At 46.7% G+C, this 17,928-nt stretch carries 17 protein-coding genes; 1 reads left to right on the top strand and 16 read right to left on the bottom strand.

The genetic code is table 11. From position 1 onward, the window contains the following. Positions 1-8 precede the first annotated feature (8 nt). The 8 genes from DWW77_RS06010 to DWW77_RS05975 all read right to left on the bottom strand — a co-directional run bounded on the left by DWW77_RS06010 (position 9) and on the right by DWW77_RS05975 (position 10,321). The gene (locus DWW77_RS06010; RefSeq protein WP_015525811.1) at positions 9-1,403 is read right to left on the bottom strand and encodes a glycine--tRNA ligase; all 1,395 of its coding nucleotides are present in this window, start codon (positions 1,401-1,403) and stop codon (positions 9-11) included. 193 nt (positions 1,404-1,596) lie between these two features. Then, positions 1,597-2,355, bottom strand: a complete 759-nt coding sequence (recO, locus tag DWW77_RS06005) for a DNA repair protein RecO (protein ID WP_015525810.1) — start codon at positions 2,353-2,355, stop codon at positions 1,597-1,599. Positions 2,356-2,357: 2 nt separating this feature from the next. Continuing rightward, entirely contained in the window at positions 2,358-3,266 is a 909-nt protein-coding gene (era, locus tag DWW77_RS06000) for a GTPase Era (protein ID WP_118608268.1), read from the bottom strand. Positions 3,267-3,334: 68 nt separating this feature from the next. Continuing rightward, the gene (locus tag DWW77_RS05995) at positions 3,335-6,256 is read right to left on the bottom strand and encodes an insulinase family protein (protein ID WP_118608267.1); all 2,922 of its coding nucleotides are present in this window, start codon (positions 6,254-6,256) and stop codon (positions 3,335-3,337) included. Positions 6,257-6,397: 141 nt separating this feature from the next. Then, positions 6,398-6,976: a DUF6553 family protein gene (locus DWW77_RS05990; protein ID WP_110102003.1), complete on the bottom strand. Its 579-nt coding sequence runs from the start codon at positions 6,974-6,976 to the stop codon at positions 6,398-6,400. A gap of 57 nt (positions 6,977-7,033) precedes the next feature. Next, on the bottom strand, positions 7,034-7,627 hold the full coding sequence (locus tag DWW77_RS05985) for a DUF5662 family protein (RefSeq protein WP_021977109.1): 594 nt from the start codon (positions 7,625-7,627) through the stop codon (positions 7,034-7,036). Continuing rightward, positions 7,578-9,503, bottom strand: coding sequence for a Type II secretory pathway, pullulanase PulA and related glycosidase (locus DWW77_RS05980; protein ID WP_286187991.1), 1,926 nt, complete (start codon positions 9,501-9,503; stop codon positions 7,578-7,580). Before DWW77_RS05980 ends, DWW77_RS05985 begins: the two co-directional genes overlap by 50 nt. 62 nt (positions 9,504-9,565) lie before the next feature. Next, entirely contained in the window at positions 9,566-10,321 is a 756-nt protein-coding gene (locus DWW77_RS05975; RefSeq protein WP_015525806.1) for an exodeoxyribonuclease III, read from the bottom strand. Between the two features lie 200 nt (positions 10,322-10,521). Between DWW77_RS05975 and DWW77_RS05970 the strand changes: the two genes are divergently transcribed. Next, positions 10,522-10,896, top strand: coding sequence for a DUF1292 domain-containing protein (locus DWW77_RS05970; protein WP_015525805.1), 375 nt, complete (start codon positions 10,522-10,524; stop codon positions 10,894-10,896). Between the two features lie 94 nt (positions 10,897-10,990). Here DWW77_RS05970 and DWW77_RS05965 read toward each other — a convergent pair whose 3' ends face one another. The 8 genes from DWW77_RS05965 to rbfA form a co-directional block, all read right to left on the bottom strand. Next, positions 10,991-11,503: a dCTP deaminase/dUTPase family protein gene (locus tag DWW77_RS05965; protein WP_015525804.1), complete on the bottom strand. Its 513-nt coding sequence runs from the start codon at positions 11,501-11,503 to the stop codon at positions 10,991-10,993. 42 nt (positions 11,504-11,545) lie between these two features. After that, positions 11,546-12,040 (bottom strand): anaerobic ribonucleoside-triphosphate reductase activating protein, encoded by a 495-nt coding sequence (gene nrdG, locus DWW77_RS05960; RefSeq protein ID WP_015525803.1) that lies wholly within the window; start codon positions 12,038-12,040, stop codon positions 11,546-11,548. Further along, positions 12,041-14,134 carry a polyribonucleotide nucleotidyltransferase gene (locus DWW77_RS05955; RefSeq protein ID WP_118608266.1) on the bottom strand — a complete coding sequence of 698 codons (2,094 nt, stop codon included), beginning with the start codon at positions 14,132-14,134 and terminating at the stop codon, positions 12,041-12,043. Between the two features lie 197 nt (positions 14,135-14,331). After that, on the bottom strand, positions 14,332-14,598 hold the full coding sequence (rpsO, locus tag DWW77_RS05950) for a 30S ribosomal protein S15 (RefSeq protein WP_015525801.1): 267 nt from the start codon (positions 14,596-14,598) through the stop codon (positions 14,332-14,334). Positions 14,599-14,753: 155 nt separating this feature from the next. Next, positions 14,754-15,653, bottom strand: coding sequence for a bifunctional riboflavin kinase/FAD synthetase (locus DWW77_RS05945; RefSeq protein ID WP_015525800.1), 900 nt, complete (start codon positions 15,651-15,653; stop codon positions 14,754-14,756). A gap of 34 nt (positions 15,654-15,687) precedes the next feature. Continuing rightward, a complete protein-coding gene (gene truB, locus DWW77_RS05940; protein ID WP_092069358.1) occupies positions 15,688-16,575 on the bottom strand; it encodes a tRNA pseudouridine(55) synthase TruB in 888 nt (295 codons plus the stop codon). A 10-nt stretch (positions 16,576-16,585) separates the two neighbouring features. Next, complete coding sequence (locus DWW77_RS05935) at positions 16,586-17,542, bottom strand: DHH family phosphoesterase (RefSeq protein WP_022426620.1); 957 nt, start codon at positions 17,540-17,542, stop codon at positions 16,586-16,588. A gap of 9 nt (positions 17,543-17,551) precedes the next feature. Then, positions 17,552-17,920, bottom strand: a complete 369-nt coding sequence (rbfA, locus tag DWW77_RS05930) for a 30S ribosome-binding factor RbfA (protein ID WP_015525797.1) — start codon at positions 17,918-17,920, stop codon at positions 17,552-17,554. Between the last annotated feature and the right edge of the window lie 8 nt (positions 17,921-17,928).

The following is a 17,928-nucleotide window of genomic DNA, read 5'->3' as shown; positions in this document are numbered from 1 at the left end:
GTATTTACTTAAAATGTAAATTTATCAGCAAAGTATGCATCAAGCTCATCGATCTTCACACGTACCTGCTCCATAGTGTCACGGTCACGGACTGTAACTGCACCGTCATTCTCAGACTCGAAGTCATAAGTGATACAGAACGGAGTACCGATCTCATCCTGTCTGCGGTAACGTTTACCGATATTTCCACGGTCATCGTACTCACAGTTGTACTTCTTGGAAAGCTGCTGGTAGATCTTCTCAGCACCCTCGTTAAGCTTCTTGGAAAGCGGAAGCACACCGATCTTAACCGGTGCAAGTACCGGATGGAAATGAAGGACTGTACGGACATCGTTCTTCTCTGCATCCAGAACTTCCTCATCGTAAGCGCTGCAGAGGAAAGCAAGTACCATACGGTCTGCTCCAAGTGATGGCTCGATAACGTATGGGATATATTTCTGTTTCTTCTCATCATCAAAGTATGTGAGATCCTGGCCGGATACATTCTGATGCTGTGTCAGGTCATAATCTGTTCTGTCAGCGATTCCCCAGAGCTCGCCCCATCCGAATGGGAAAAGGAATTCCACATCTGTGGTAGCCTTGCTGTAGAAGCTCAGCTCTTCCTTATCATGATCACGGTAACGAACCTCATCATCCTTAAGTCCGAGAGCACTCAGCCAGTCAAGGCAGAACTTCTTCCAGTATGCAAACCACTCAAGATCTGTATCCGGCTCGCAGAAGAACTCAAGCTCCATCTGCTCGAACTCACGGGTACGGAATGTGAAGTTACCCGGTGTGATCTCGTTACGGAAGGATTTACCGATCTGGCCGATACCAAACGGAATCTTTTTACGGGATGTTCTCTGTACGTTCTTGAAGTTTACGAAAATACCCTGTGCAGTCTCCGGTCTTAAATATACAGTATTCTTGGCATCTTCGGTAACACCCTGGAATGTCTTGAACATCAGGTTGAACTGACGGATATCTGTGAAGTTGTGTTTACCACAGCTCGGACATCCTACCTCGTGTTCTTTGATGAAGTCCATCATCTTCTCCTGGGACCATGCATCTACGCTTCCCTCAATGGCAATGTCATGCTCTGCACAAAAGTCCTCAATGAGTTTATCTGCACGGAAACGCTCGTGGCACTCTTTACAGTCCATAAGAGGATCAGAAAATCCGCCAAGATGTCCGGAAGCGATCCATGTCTGCGGGTTCATAAGGATCGCACAGTCAACACCTACATTGTACGGAGACTCCTGAATGAATTTCTGCCACCATGCACGTTTTACATTATTTTTAAGCTCTACACCGAGATTTCCATAATCCCATGTGTTTGCCAGGCCGCCGTAGATCTCGGAACCCGGGTAAACAAATCCTCTGGCTTTTGCAAGAGCTACGATCTTTTCCATTGTCTTTTCCATGATTTCTCTCCTCTTGACTTGCAGCTGTTCCGCCAAATGCGTCCGGAAAGCTCCGGAAAAAGCTGCTTTTTTACATTTTTGGTCTTATTATACTAGTATCCTCATGATTTTTCAAGGATATTTCCATTTGCATTGCATCCTGTCCTGCTTTTGAAAAATAAATCGTTACGGTTATTCCGCAGCCGGCAGTGATCTATCTCATCAATTCCAGGATCTCCAGACTTTTAAACCGCTTGTCTGTATTCAGCTCCGTATACCGGTAAATGTGGCGTTCCAGTTCCCGCAGCACATCATCCCGTACTGTAAACGTATACAGCTTTGCCAGGGGGGACACGGCTATGTAGCGCATGGCATACAGGGCAGCCGCTGAGATCCGTTTCCTGTCCATGGCCATCCTACTGCAGTCCGCACACAGGATCCCATGCTCGTCCTGGGAGAAAAAAAGTTCTCCGGTTTCTTCCTCCGTAAGCTCTCTCCCGCAGCCCGCACACTGGAACAGCTGCGGCATCACGCCCTGGATTACCATAGTCCGCAGTTCATAGATACAGCGCACCAGCCGGTCTTCTATATGAGGATTCAAAATGGCTTTGATGGTCACATAGAGAAGATTCATCATCTCCTTCTCATCCGTTCCCTCTTTGCCAAAATAATCTGCCAGCTCCAGAAAATAATATCCATAGTAAACCCCCGGCTGCCGGGTGGCCAGCTCCACAAAATGATGCTGCACGCTGACCTGGTTCAGATTATAGCTCGTCCTTCCCTCATAAAGAGTAAAGCTTCCGAATACAAACGGGTTAGCTGCTGCCATGAACGGACTGTTCTGCCGTCTCGCTCCCTTGGCAAAAGCGGAGATCTTCCCCCTCTCTCTTGTGAGAAGGACGATCCGCTTGTCATAATCCCCTACCGGCATAGCAGAAAGTACCACTCCCTGTACGGTAATCAGATCACTCATTTTCAGATTTCTTTCTTATCATATCCAAAGTTCTTGATCAGGAAATCACTGTCTCTCCAGTTCTTAGTCACCTTGACCCAGAGCTTTAGGTTTACCTTTGCTTCCAGCATACGCTCCAGCTCATAGCGGGCATTGCTTCCGATCTTTTTCAACATGGCACCCTGTTTTCCGATGATGATGCCTTTGTGGGAATTACGCTCGCAGATGATGGTCGCATCAATATCTATGATGTTGCTTCTTCCCGGACGTTTCTTCATCCGGTCGATGGCAACGGCGATTCCGTGAGGGATCTCCTCATCCAGTGCATGCAGAGCCTTCTCACGGATGATCTCTGCGGCGATCTGGCGCTGAGGCTGGTCGGTAACTGTATCCTCATCATAGAACATCGGTCCGTACGGAAGATATTTGAAAATACTTGGAATGATATCCTGTGTGTTTTTTCCGCGGAGGGCAGAGCAAGGAATGACCTCTGCAAAATCGCAGATCTTACGGTAGGTATCGATCGCAGGAAGAAGCTCTTCTTTTTTTACCGTATCGATCTTGTTGATGATGAGAATCACTGGAACTCCAACCTTCTGCAGCTGCTCGGCAATGTGGCGCTCTCCCGCACCTACGAATGTGGACGGCTCCACCAGCCACATAATGGCATCTACTTCCTTCAGGGTTCTCTCCGCAACCTGTACCATGTATTCTCCAAGCTTGTTTTTTGCCTTGTGGATACCCGGTGTGTCCAAAAATACGATCTGTCCCTCATCACAGGTATACACAGTCTGTATCTTGTTTCTGGTTGTCTGTGGCTTGTTTGATGTGATGGCGATCTTCTGTCCGATAAGATGGTTCATCAGCGTGGATTTTCCAACATTCGGTCTTCCGATGATCGCAACAAAGCCTGATCTAAAATTATTATCCATTCTTTATCCTCTCATAATCCTTTCACAGCCTGCTATCCCATTTAACGGACAGCAGGCTTTGTTTCTCATCAGCCGATCAGTGGCTTCACTTCCATGAATACATCTTCCGCCTTCTCTATTGCAGTCTCACTTCCTACTACGCAGATCTGATCATCGGAAAGTACTGCTTCTACAAGAGCTGCCAGTTTCTGGATATCCTCCTTCTGCGCTCCGAGGATCTGATTTCTTTCCTTCTGGAGCATATCCTCTGTAACATTGGAGAAATATGCGGTTTTTGAGATACTTCCCTGCATCTGCGGAGTTCTCGGCACATCCTTGTTGCTGATCGTTCCGATAATATATTTTGTCATCTCACGCTCGTCTGCCTCAAAGGCACGGATATAATCCGGCACTCCTTGGTATACTTCCAGGGTTCTCTTTAGATGGGGATCACGGTAGGATACCAGGAAGCTCTCTCCGTTTCTCTTAAAGCCGCTCATGCAGCCATACGCTCCACCCTTTACACGAAGGTTGATCCAGAGATAATCGTAGCTTAAGATCACTTTCAGGATCTCCAGTGCACCGGTATACTCCAGGCCTTTTTTGCGGAAGTTTCCGTTCTGTGCCACATACTGGACCTGGCCGGAGGTCTTGAAGGCTTCGTTTTTCTTTATGCAGGGGGCCTGCTTCACAGACTCCGGCTTCTGTCCGTTAAACAAAACTTTTTTGATCCCGGCAGCCTGTGCTTTTACTACATCCAGAGATTCTCTCTCTCCGGTATAGCTTACACAGAAATTCTCCGGACGAAGTACCTCTTCCATCACCTTACGGAGATTTTTCACGATCTCATCCTTGCAGCTGTCAAAATCCTTCTCCAGTTTTTCGATAAACTGATAATATCCGATTCCTGCCATCTCATCCTGGAATGCCGCCATCGGAGATGCGTAGGAAGCACCACGGAGAACGGCGGTGGAATGGCCTGCACTTGCAAGGCTGGCCTGGGCTCTGGATCTCACTCTGGCAATGATCTCGTAGAGACGTTTGGTGTCATCCAGCTTCGAAGTTGTAAGAACCTCCCGGATCATGGAAAACATGAAATCCATCTCCGGATATAACGCTTTTCCTCTTACGGCAAACATGGCACGGAATGCATCGGTATCCTGGGCATCATCAAAAACCTCTATCCCATAGGCAATACCGCCGGTTCTCGCATTCACTTCATTAAACAACTCGCCATATGTGTAATTCTCTGTATCCACTGCACCAAGCACAGATTTCAGAAGGCCCAGATAATGGACTGTGTCAACATCAAAGTCATGGATCTCAAAAAGAAGATCTGCATAACCGATACCATTGGTGCACACATCATGATACAGAAACAGGCTGTCCTCCACATGGTGCTCCTCGTTTGTCAGTCCTGTGATCTCTTTTTTGATATCTTCTCTGGAAAGCATCGGGATACAGGTCAGTGTTTCCGGATCTTCCTCGGATTCCTGATAAGCTTCCAGGGCTTTTGTATTCTCTACCATCCGGGTAAGCTCTTCATCAGAAAGGCTCTTTCTGTAATTCTCCAGTTTTTCTTCCAGTTCTTTGTCTCTCTTAGCAGCAAGGCCTTTCTCCGGTACCAGGGAAAGGATCGCGCCATGGGTATTATCCAGAAGATATTTACGGATCAGATCCTCAAAATATCCCTCTTCCAGAGCTTTTTTGAGGAACTCAAATCCCTCAAGAAGCTGTACTTCACAGAACGGCTTTGTATCGTCATAAAGCCAGCTGCTTAAAATATCCAGGCCATACATCAGTCCCTTCGGATAGGAAGAGAAATCTGCCTCACGGAAACGGAATTCGTAGTAGTTGATTCCGGCTGTTACTGCCTTCTTGTCGATACCTTCCTCCATGATCTTTGTGAGGGTGTCACGGATCACTTTGACAAATTCCTCTTTCTGGCTTAAGTTGGCTCCCTTTGCCACGATGGAGAAATAGGTCTGTTTGATTCCATCCTCAAAGGAGCCATAGATATCCTTGCCGATCTTTGCATCCAGAAGTGCCTGCTTCAGTGGTGCACCCGGTGCGCTTAAGAGAGCATAATCCAAAACCTCGAAAGCAAGACTCAAGTTGATATCTGCCGCTTCACCCACAACCATATTGTAGGAAAGATAGGTGTTATCCTCTTCTCCCTCATCCTCTGATACCGGATAAGACTTCTGGATGTCCTTTACCTGAGCAAAGGCTTCCTGATCCCGGATCTCGGAATCAATGACAAGAGAATCAAAGGCAGACAGATAATGGCTGTCAAGAAATTCCAGTTTCTCCTCCATATCCATGTTTCCGTAGAGATAGATAAAGCTGTTGGACGGATGATAGTACTGTCTGTGGAAATCCAGAAATTCCTCATAGCTGAGATCCGGAATATTTACAGGATCTCCGCCGGACTCACAGCCATAGGTTGTATCCGGGAACAGCGAATTCATGATCTCTCTCTCCAGAACATCATCCGGTGAGGAAAAAGCACCCTTCATTTCATTGTAAACGACACCGTTGTATTTCAGCGGGCCTTCTTTTTTCTCCAGATGGTAGTTCCAGCCTTCCTGACGGAAAATCTCTTCTTTTTTGTAAATATTCGGATAGAATACCGCATCCAGATATACATGCATCAGATTCTGGAAATCCCGGTCATTACAGCTTGCTACCGGGTAGCAGGTCTTATCCGGATAGGTCATGGCATTAAGGAAGGTATTAAGAGAACCTTTTACCAGCTCCACAAAAGGATCCTTAAGCGGAAATTCCCTGGAGCCGCACAGTACGCTGTGTTCCAATATATGAGCAACACCTGTGCTGTTTTTCGGCGGTGTACGGAATGCAATGTTAAAAACCTTATTCTCATCACTATTCTCGATGAGCATCACTCTGGCTCCTGTTTTTTTGTGTCTCAGAAGCCATCCTTTTGAATGAATATCCTGAAGCTCCTCTTCCTTCAGGACTTCATATGCTTTCAGATGATTGGGATTCATAAAATAGTAACCTCCTGAATGTTTCTCTTCACACCCGACATGGATCTTCGTTCAAAAAATCTCAGAATATTTTATCGGATGCATGGCAACAAAAGGCTGCCTGAGTAGTCAGACAGCCTGAAACGGAAGCGCTCCGGCCTCCTAAATGTTTCCTTCGTTGGGATAATACTGCCTGTAGATCTCTCTGGCAGCTCTTGTGATGATTCCAAGCTCAGCTTCCATTCCAAGATTAGCCGGAAGCTCCACAGCTGTTTCCCTGATGTCTCTCTGGACCTTGGCCTTCGCACTGTCCTCCTTGATGTGGATCAGGCCGAAAATCGTTGTGTTATAGGATTTATCTGTCTGACAGAGATCCATGTAGACCAGAACCAGATGACAGCATTCCCGGTAAAGAAGCTCCTCATAAAGGCCGCCCTTTTCCTGGAACTCCTGAAATTTCAGCTTCTTAAGATACTTGCCTATCTCTTTCTTCGCACTTCTTGTACCAAAGAATCTGGAAGCGGAATTCCGGTTAAACTCCATGGTCATCCAGAGACCGAGATAACCGTCTGCCCTGGTATCACCAGTCTCAGCTTTATCGCTGTAACGGATCTCCCAGAGTTCCTTGCGGATCCTGTTTTCTTCCGGTTCTTCTCCTGCTGCAATGGACTGCTCCAGAAGCTTCAGGCGTTCCATGGGATCTTTCTCTCTATAGTATTTCGCAATTGTTGGTGTATCCATTCATTCTTCCTCCTGATATCTGAATATTATATCAGACAACCTGCCAAAAATACACCCCTATCTGTGATTTCGAAGCTTTTTCCCGGGGCTTTTCACTTTTTTTCCGCGGTTATCACATAGATATACATTGCGGATATACCACAGGGTCTTATCCTCTCCGTATTTATCCAGGATCCGGAGAAGTCCCTCCAGCTCTTTCTTTGTCTGTGGGTGGATAAACCACAGCTTCTCCTTGCTTTTCAGAAAATACTGCAATGGTTCATGATAGGTATATTCCTCTCCCAGATAGTTTCTGGATGCACTGATCCGGTCCATGACCATTTCCGCCACATATTTTCTGGGCATTCTGGCTCCCATGATCACATGCTCACCGTCAAGGGAATAGTCTACCCAATGTTCAAAATGGTGTCTGTTTCTTCCCTTATGGTGCAGCCAGGACATGGATACGCCGGTTGCCTCACGTTCTGCGTTGTTGGGACTTCTTGTCCCCTGATAATATTTACAGCCTACCAGAAATTCCGTCGGGGAATATTTGGACAGGTCATGAAGCAACCCCTGCTTATATAACCCGATACGAAAACAATATTTCATCACCAGAAGCTTATGCCTCGTGATGGTCCTGAAGTGCAGCCACGGGTGCCATGATCGCATCTTTCTCCGCCTCCTGTCTGCCCAGCAATACCACAATGGCGCGGGGGCCTATTTCGATTGATTTTTTATATTCTTCTTCCTCCTCCAGACAGAATCCTGTTCCGTGAAGAGAGGTATCTGCGATTTTTTTCCAGCACATGCCTTCCGGGAGATTGGGCAGAGCAAGGCTCCGGTTTTCCCAGTGGAAATTATAGCCGATGTAAATAAAATCATCCTCTGCAGCCTCCAGATCCTCTTTTTCCCTTGCATAGGCTCCGTAGTACATCATACCAAGAAGCCTGCTGGTATTCTCATAGCTCAGATACCAGGCACGTTCCCCGTGAAGAGACACATCCGGGAACCCCTTGGTCAGATAATCTACCCCTTTCAGTTCCACCGGCATATGAAGAACGGGATGGGCCTTACGAAAAGCAATGGCATCCTTTACAAATTTCCTCAGTCCCTGGTTTCTGGAAAGGCCCTTCCAGTCTGTCCAGCCGGTAGCATTATCCTGACAGTAGGCATTATTGTTTCCGCTCTGGGAATTGCCGAATTCATCACCGTGATAGATCATGGGAACACCCTGACTCAGCAGCATCATCAGAAAGGCATTTTTGATCTGGCGTTCCCTCATCTGACGGACGGAAACCTTACGGGTAGGGCCTTCCACACCACAGTTCCAGGAATAATTATAGCTGCTTCCGTCCTGATTGCCCTCGCCATTGGCCTCGTTATGTTTATAATTGTAGCTCACCAGGTCATTCATGGTAAATCCGTCCTGGCAGACCATGTAATTGATCACTCCATGATTCTCGCTGTTATGACGGATATGCCACGCTGCAGCCTCCACCATACCTTCATCGCTTTTCAGGAAACGGCGCATATCCTGGAGAAAATTCATATTGCTCTCCGCTCCGCAGCGTCTGACCGGAAACTTTCCTCTGTAAAAATGATCAAAATCAAAGCCCTGGAAGATCAGTTTTGCTCCGGAAAGGATCCCATCCCGAAGAAGCATCTCCCGGTTAAAGCCCTCTCCCAGCACATGAAATCCATCTACATGGTAAAAATCTCTCCAGAACTGCAAAGCTCGAAGAGCCATCAGGCTGTCTGTTTCCTCTGGAAAATAGAATTCCATGATACAGGCAATGCCGTTCTTGTGCAGCTCCCGGATCATATACCGAAATTCCTGCTCCGGTTCTCTGGTGCTGCAGTAAGCACTCTTCGGGCTGAAATAGAAGCCGGATGCATAGCCCCAGTAATTCACTACATTTTCCTTTCGACGGGTCTTGATGTGTTCACTGCCTTCCTTCGGTTTATTGATCGGAACCTCACAGAATTCATAGGCAGGCATCAGTTCAATGGCATTGATCCCAAGTTCTTTCCAGTAAGGGATCATCTCTGTCAGGCCAAGAAAAGTCCCCTTATGGGAAACCATCTTTCTGGCAAGCTTCGTATAACCACGGACATGAAGCTTGTACAGGATCATATTTTCATATTCTACTGCCGGTGCAGTTTCATTTTCCCAGCCGGAAACATTCTCATTAAGGAAGCGACAGCGGACCTCCTTTTCCGGATCGTAAGGTACTCCGAAATGCTCTCTCCCGTGAAGTCCGTATGCATACGGATCCTGCACGATCTCACCGTCTATTTTATAATTATATTCAAACTCCTTCAGAGAAGCACTGCACAGCTTCAGTGCCCACACACGTCCTGTATGGAAATCCTTTGGAAAAACGATCTCCACCGGTGCGGCAGCTCCTCTTTTTTTATATAAAAGCAGGGACACTTCGGAATCCTCCGATGCCTCCACTGCAAAATTATAACCGCCCTCCATTTTGTTGGCGCCAAGTATCAGCGGCTGACCTTTTTCCACTCGACCTAATCTGCGGCTTGCCAAGGCAACTCCTCCTTTTCTCTTTTTATTATTCAAATCCATAGAAATCCTTTTCGCCGGATCCGTCACAGATCAATATCCAGCTCAACCGGGCAATGATCGGATCCCATGATCTCTCCGTGGATCTTCGCATCCTGAAGCTTTTCTTTCAGGGAAGGGGAAACAAGGAAATAGTCGATACGCCAGCCGGCGTTCTTCTCTCGTGCACGGAAACGGTAGGACCACCAGGAGTAAACGCCCTCTTTATCCGGATAAAAATAGCGGAATGTATCAATAAAGCCACTCTCAAGGGCTCTGGTAAAGCAGGCTCTCTCTTCATCAGTAAAGCCTGCATTTTTGCGGTTGGTCTTCGGGTTCTTGAGATCGATCTCCTGATGTGCCACATTAAGGTCGCCACAGCAGATCACCGGTTTCTTCTCCTGCAGTTTCAGGAGATAAGCCAGGAAATCCTCTTCCCATTTCATACGATATTCCAGACGGCGGAGCTCACTCTGGGAGTTGGGAGTATATACAGTCACAAAATAATACTCATCGAATTCCAGCGTGATGACACGTCCTTCTTTATCATGCTCCTCTATCCCGATCCCGTAAGCCGCAGACAATGGCTCCCTCTTCGTAAAAATGGCTGTACCTGAATAGCCTCTGCGGTTTGCGTAGTTCCAGTACTGATGATATCCGGGAAGTTCCAGCTTTACCTGTCCCTGCTGGCATTTCGTCTCCTGCAGACAGAAAATATCCGCATCCAGCTCATGAAAGCGTTCCTCAAAGCCCTTGGTGATACAGGCCCGGATCCCATTTACATTCCAGGAAATAAATTTCATATTTTTATATTTTCTCCTCATTTTTTCGTCATATTTTTATTATATCTCACATTGTCGGATTAAGCAAAAAATATTTTGAAAGTTTTCTCAGGCTCTCAAATATTTTGTTGCTGTTCTACGTCATATCTGTTAAAATGTTCTCTATATCATGCAGAGCTGCCCCCTTATTTACAGGCAGCAGCAGAACGGAGGATTTTTTTATGAGTGATGAATTTAACAAAAGCGGATGTGCACCAAGCGACTGCGCTTCCTGTACAGCCAACTGCGAAAGCAAGGTAGATGAGGCACATCATACCATTACCCTGACTATGGATGACGATACTGAGGTAGAATGTGCCATCCTTACTATTTTCCCTGTAGAGAACAAAGAATATATCGCACTTCTCCCACTGGATGAGAACGGCCAGAATGAGACCGGTGAGGTTTATCTCTACAGTTTCTCCCGCACAGCAGACGGCGATCCGATGCTGGCAAACATTGAAGATGATGAAGAGTACGACGCTGCCGCAAATGCCTTTAACGCAGTCGTGGAAAAAGCACGTGCAGACGAGGAGGCAGACGCACCTCTCAGCTAAACAGTGCATTTATCGGAAAGCAGTAACTACACAAAACAAGCCCGGAAAATCGGATGTATGTGGTCTTCACACCTCCGCCTTCCGGGCTTTTGTTTTATTTTGTGGTACTTCCGAAGCCACCGTTTCTTACTGCATCTGCATCGTCATCCACAGTGATTCCGTATTCCACAAAGATCCCCTGCATAAAACCGGTTCCTGCCGGGATCTGGATCGTTTTATCTTCTCTTGTATCGTTAGTCAGCTTGGCAAAGATATGACCTTCGTTGTCGGAAAAGAAATAATCGCTGTCAATGATTCCCACTGTGTTATTCAACTGCAGCCGGAATTTAAATCCCAGTCCGCTTCTCGGATAACATTTCAGAACCCAGCCCTCTTCCATCTCTACACGGATACCAGTCGGTATCTTTACGATCTCACCTGGCTTCATGGTCACATCCACAGGTGCATAAAAATCATATCCTGCACTTCCGGTCGTAGCTCTCTTCGGAAGCTTCAGACTGTCGTAGATATTCCGGATCTCCTCTTCTGAATACTGTTCAAAGGTATCCTTCCAGTCCTTTGCAAACTGTTCAAAACTTACCTTGTGAAATTTCGCAATTCTTTTCATTTTTCGTTCCACTCCCAATAGGTAATTTCAAAAAACCTCTGATCACTCCGTGTACAGAACCACACGGTTCTCACGAAGTGACGCCTGTACATCGATCACCCTCTGATTTGAGGAGCCTTTCCATTTCAGACGAACCTCTTTCTTGTCCACCTGAAATTCCCCGTCCACGCATACATCCAGATAATGGATGATCTCGTACTGCTGGATTTCTTCCCAGAGAGAACCCGTATACAGCCAGATCGTCTTATCCGGATACTTCTCTCTGATCTCTCTTGCAAGAGCTGTTACCTCAGCGATATTGGAAGGATGCAGAGGATCGCCTCCTGAAAAGGTGATCCCGCTGATATAATCCTTGTCCAGCTCTGCAAATATCTCAGCTCGCTCGCTGTCCGTAAAGGGCAGACCTCCATTCGGATCCCAGGTAATGGGATTCTGGCACTCCCGGCAGCCGTGTGAACAGCCAGCTACCCAGAGCACTACACGAAGTCCGTCTCCGTTTAACATATCGTCCTTGGTAATATTGTGGTATCTCATCATTTATGCTTCTTCCGGTACATCCTTCATGCTGAAGCTGATTCTTCCCATCTTGTCCTTGCCAAGGCAGATAACCTTAACTTTGTCGCCAAGTGTGAGAACATCCTCAACACGGTTGATCCTCTGTTTGGAGATCTTGGAAATGTGTACCATTCCCTCCTTGCCCGGTGCAAACTCAAGGAATGCGCCAAACTCTTTGATGCTGACTACGCGTCCTGTAAAGATCTGTCCTGCCTCAAACTCGGTAGTGATGATCTCGATCATACGTTTTGCTTCATCCATACCCTTCTGGTCTGTTCCGCAAATAGAAACTGCGCCGTCGTCTGTGATGTCGATCTTCACACCTGTACGCTCGATGATCGTGTTGATAGTCTTTCCTCTCTGTCCGACTACATCACCGATCTTCTGCGGGTCGATCTGGATCTGGATGATCTTCGGAGCAAACTCCCCAACAGTTGTACGAGGCTTGTCGATACATTTCTCCATAACTTCTGTCAGGATATATTCTCTTGCCTCTTTTGTTCTGCGGATCGCTTCCTCAACGATCGGTCTTGTAAGACCATGGATCTTAATATCCATCTGGATCGCTGTGATTCCGTCATGTGTTCCGGCTACCTTGAAGTCCATATCTCCGAAGAAGTCCTCAAGGCCCTGGATATCTGTAAGAACGATGTAATCATCGTCTGTTTCACCTGTAACAAGTCCGCAGGAAATACCTGCAACCGGTTTTCTGATCGGTACACCGGCAGCCATCAGTGACATGGTAGATGCACAGATACTTGCCTGGGATGTGGAGCCGTTGGACTCAAATGTCTCAGATACGGTACGGATTGCATATGGGAATTCTTCCTCTGTAGGAAGTACCGGTACCAGTGCTCTCTCAGCAAGTGCTCCGTGACCGATCTCACGACGTCCCGGTCCTCTGGAAGGCTTGGTCTCACCTACAGAGTAGGACGGGAAGTTGTAGTGGTGCATATATCTCTTGGATGTCTCAAACTCATCCAGTCCGTCAAGACGCTGTGCCTCTGTAAGAGGAGCAAGTGTAGTAACGGTACAGATCTGAGTCTGTCCTCTTGTGAACATGGCAGAACCATGAACTCTCGGGATGATATCTGTCTCTGCAGCCAGCGGACGGATCTGTCTGATCTCACGTCCATCCGGACGTTTATGATCTTTGAGGATCATCTTGCGGACAGTCTTCTTCTGGTACTGATATACAGCCTCACCGAGAACGGCAAGCCATTCCTCATTGTCTGCAAAAGCTTCTTTCAGCTTATCAGTGATCTCGCTGATGTTATTCTCACGTGTCTGCTTGTCATCAGAGAATACGGCAACCTCCATCTCTTCCGGAGGAACGATCTTCTTGATCTCATCAAAAAGCTCCTGAGGTACTGCACAGGACTCGTAGGAATGTTTCTCTTTTCCGCACTCTGCTACGATCTGGTCGATGAATTTGATGATCTCCTGGTTCACTTCATGAGCCTTGTAGATAGCCTCGATCATCTTATCTTCCGGGATCTCATTAGCTCCGGCCTCAATCATGATAACCTTCTCTCTTGTAGAAGCAACCGTAAGCTGAAGATCAGAAACTGCCTTCTGTGCAAGTGTCGGGTTGATGATAAACTCGCCGTCGATCATACCAACCTGTGTGGTTGCGCATGGACCGTCAAATGGGATATCAGAAATACAGGTTGCAATGGAAGAACCAAGCATAGCCGGGATCTCCGGATTGCATTCCGGATCAACAGACATAACCATATCTACCAGAGTTACGTCATTTCTGTAATCCTTTGGAAACAGCGGACGCATCGGACGGTCGATAACACGGGATGTAAGGATTGCATGCTCGCTTGCCTTACCCTCTCTCTTGTTGAATCCTCCCGGGATCTTTCCTACTGCATACATCTTCTCCTCATACTCAACACTTAACGGGAAGAAATCGATTCCTTCTCTTGGCTCTTTGGATGCGGTAGCAGTAGCAAGGACTGTAGTATCACCATAGTGCATAAGAGCAGCACCATTGGCCTGTTTCGCTACACGTCCGATATCTACAGTCAGTGTTCTTCCTGCAAGTTCCGTGGAATAACTTTTGTACATATTCGTTCTCCTTTTCTTATTATATTAATATCTGACAGGAGCCCGAAACAACTGAAAAGACCACTTCCTTTGAAAAAGATCTCGACCGGAAATGGGCTTTTCAGTAGTCTCGGAAATCACTCCTGCGGTAATTCCGTCTGTGTTTATCACACATGTTAAAATGGGGCGGATGGAATCATCCGCCCCTCCCGTAGCAATTATTTTCTTAAACCTAATTTCTCAATCAGTGCACGGTATCTTTCGATGTCTGTTTTCTTAAGATAAGCAAGAAGGCCACGTCTCTGACCTACCATTTTCAGAAGACCTCTTCTGGAATGATGATCTTTGTGGTGTGTTTTAAGATGCTCTGTGAGCTCCTGGATTCTTGCTGTAAGAACTGCAACCTGAACCTCCGGTGAACCTGTGTCACCCTCTGTTCTTGCATACTCTTTCATGATCGCTGTTTTCTTTTCTTTAGAAATCATTATTGTTTCCTCCTTGAAATTTTAATTAAACGCCGGGTATTAAGAAGTGGTCGGAGTCTCCGGCTTCTGAATACTGGCTTTTTTCACCTCGAACAGTATAGCACACGGTTTCTGACCTGTAAACTGTTTTTTCGAAAAGTTTTTCCCGAAAGTTTTTATTTTTCGAGGCTGCGGAAATAAGCCTTTCCCTTTTCTGCATCCTTCAGGAGCTGCTGCTTCAGTGCTTCTATGGACGAAAAGCGCTTCTCCGGTCTGGAATAATGAAAGAATTCCACTCTGCAGGGCTCTCCGTACAGATCCTCTTCACAGTCAAAAAGATAGGTCTCAACACCCAGGAATTTCTCTCCTATGGTTGGTTTATATCCTACGTTTGTGATCCCGCAAAGGGTTCTGTCCTTAAAATGGGACACTGTATCATAAACGCCATTTGGCGGCATCAGCTTTTCTTTTGCAGGAACGATATTAGTAGTGGGAAGAAGGACCTTATGTCCCATTCCTCTTCCATGTTCGATCACACCGTCCACAAAAAAGGGGATTCCCAGCAGATCATTAACCTTTTCCATATTTCCCTTTTTCAGTTCCTCACGGATAAATGTACTGCTGATCTTTCTGCGGCCTTCCATTTCTTTCGGAACAACATCCACAGTAAAGCCAAGCTTCCTTCCCATAGTCTCCAGAAGCTGTGGTGTTCCCTTGCGTTCATACCCGAACCTGAAATCTTCTCCCACTGCAACATGCTCCGCCTGAAGATCTCCCACCAGGATCTCTTTAACAAAGGTTTCTGCCTTCATATGACGGATCCGGTTATCCAGCGGACATTCGATCAGCACATCCACGCCTGCTTTCTCAAGAAGCTGACATCGTTCCTCTTTTGTAAAGATCATCTGACTGCCGATGCCAAGAGAAAAAAGGACTGTCTGCAGACCTTTTTCTTTCTGTTCCAGGATCTTCTCCACCAGTTTCTGGTGTCCACGGTGTATGCCGTCAAATTTTCCAAGTGTCACCGCACTCTTTGAAAGGCGCGGAAATTCTCCGTCGATCTTCAAGTATTCCATATCTTCTGCTGCTCCTGCAAGTTTTTATAAAATGTCATACAAAAAACATGCGGATGGGTACGTATTTCTGTTTTCTTTCATCCCAGCCGTATATTCCTGTGAAATTTCCGCTGCTTTTATACATCCGGACTTTTTCTTCCCTGCTGCCTCCCTGTACCAGTTCTTCCGGAAGCGGGTTTCCGTTATTGAGAAGTCTGTCTCCCTCCGGTGTACAGGTAAGGACCGGATACATGGAAAGTACATCCTCGATGGAAACAAGCTTTTCCCCGATGGTCCCATCGGCAACCGCCTCCTCCACCTGGGAAAGTGTCATGCTCTCTTCCAGAGTGAAATTTCCGGACCTGGTCCGAAGCAGCTCTTCCATGGCTCCGCCGCAGCCTAATTTTTCTCCGATGTCATTGCAAAGTGTACGGATATAGGTGCCCTTGCTACAGGTAACGCTTATGCGTACCAGCGGAAGCTCCATATCCAGTATCCTTATCTCATAAAAAACCACAGGGCGCGGCTTACGCTCTATGGTTTTTCCTTCTCTGGCCAGTTCGTAAAGCTTCTTTCCGTTTACCTTCAGAGCCGAATACATAGGAGGGATCTGCAGCTGTTCTCCCACAAAGGATCCCACTGCCTCACGGACTTCCTCTTCCGTGACGGTCACAGGTTTCTCAGAAAGAACAGCTCCGGTCATGTCCTGGGTATCTGTGGAAACTCCCAGCCTTAAAACCGCCTCATATGTTTTTTCTTTTTCTGTAAGAAGCTCCACCAGCCGGGTCCCCTTGCCCAGTGCAACAGGAAGTACTCCCTCTGCTGCCGGATCCAGAGTCCCAGTATGGCCAATCTTTTTCATGTGGAGAATCCCACGCAGCTTTGCAACAACATCATGAGAGGTATAACCTTTTTCCTTTCGGATCACAAGTATTCCGTCCATGATCTTATCTTTACTCCTCTGCAAGCTGTTTTTCAATTTCAGCAGTAAGGTTATTGATCACATCGTACATGGAGCCCTGCATATCACAGCCGGCTGCACGCACATGTCCGCCGCCTCCGAAAAATACGGCAATCTTGCTTACATCCACCTTACCATTGGAACGGAGAGATACCTTAAAGAGCTGCGTCTGCATCTCATAGATAAAGATCGCAACCTCCACACCAGCAGTCAGACGGAGCTGGCTCACGATTCCCTCCAGATCCTTTCCTTCCACACTGTAGAAATCCATCTCCCGTTTTTTCAGATATCCGACCACACACTTACCGCCCTGAAGGAGAATACTCTCTGCCAGGACACGTCCCATGACCTGATTCTGAAGATATGTTTTCTGGTAAAAGGACTCATCGATGATCCTGCTGAAATCAAATCCTGTTTTCATCAGTTCTCCGGCGATCCTCATGGTTTCCGGTGTTGTGGAAGAATACTGGAACACGCCGGTATCATGTGCCATTCCTGTATAAATAGGAACCGCAATAGAACGATCGATCTTGTCTGAATCCAGAAGTCCGTAAAGAACTTCGCTGGCAGAGCTGATCTCGCCTCTTACATGATTGACATCCGCAAATCCGTTATTGCTCACATGATGATCAATGCAGGCTGTCTTTTTTGCTGCATCGAAATATTTCCGAGCAACAGCAAGCCTGTCCAGTGCGCTGACATCACAGGTGATAAAAAGATCATACACCTTATCTTCTTCTGCTTCTGTCTTAACCTCATCCATTCTGTCAATGTAATCAAATACAGGTTTCCGGTCTTCCAGATAAACATCTGCTTCTATATCAGGAAAATATTTCCGGATATAGAGATACAGAGCCATACAGGAACCAATGCAGTCTCCATCCGGACGGATGTGACCGCCAATGCCAACGGTTTTTACATTTTCCAGTATTTCTGAAATGTTTTTCATTTTTTCCACCTATTCCTCTGTTTCCATCCCACTCATTACGTCATTGATCTTCTTTGACATATTTACACCATATTCAATAGACTCATCCAGAACAAAACGGATCTCCGGTGTATTGCGGAGATTCAGTCTTCTGGCCAGTTCTCTCCGAACATAGCCCTCTGCATTCTTTAAGCCCCGGAGGGTGGAATCCTTGGCCTGCTTCTCGCCCAGCACACTGATGTAAGCTTTGCAGGTCTTAAGATCCGGTGCCACCTCAACAGCTGTCACAGAAGTCATCGGATGAATTCTGGGGTCCTTGATCTCGCTGTGTATGATGGTGCTGAGTTCTTTTTGAACTGCACCATTCACACGTGTATTTTTAATGCTGTTTTTTCTCATTACGAATC

Source organism: Ruminococcus sp. AF17-12, assembly GCF_003479245.1.
In the GTDB taxonomy this organism is placed as follows: Bacteria; Bacillota; Clostridia; order Lachnospirales; family Lachnospiraceae; genus Blautia_A; species Blautia_A fusiformis.
Note: the sequence above shows the minus strand (reverse complement) of the source record. Positions and strands in the feature narration are given on the sequence as shown.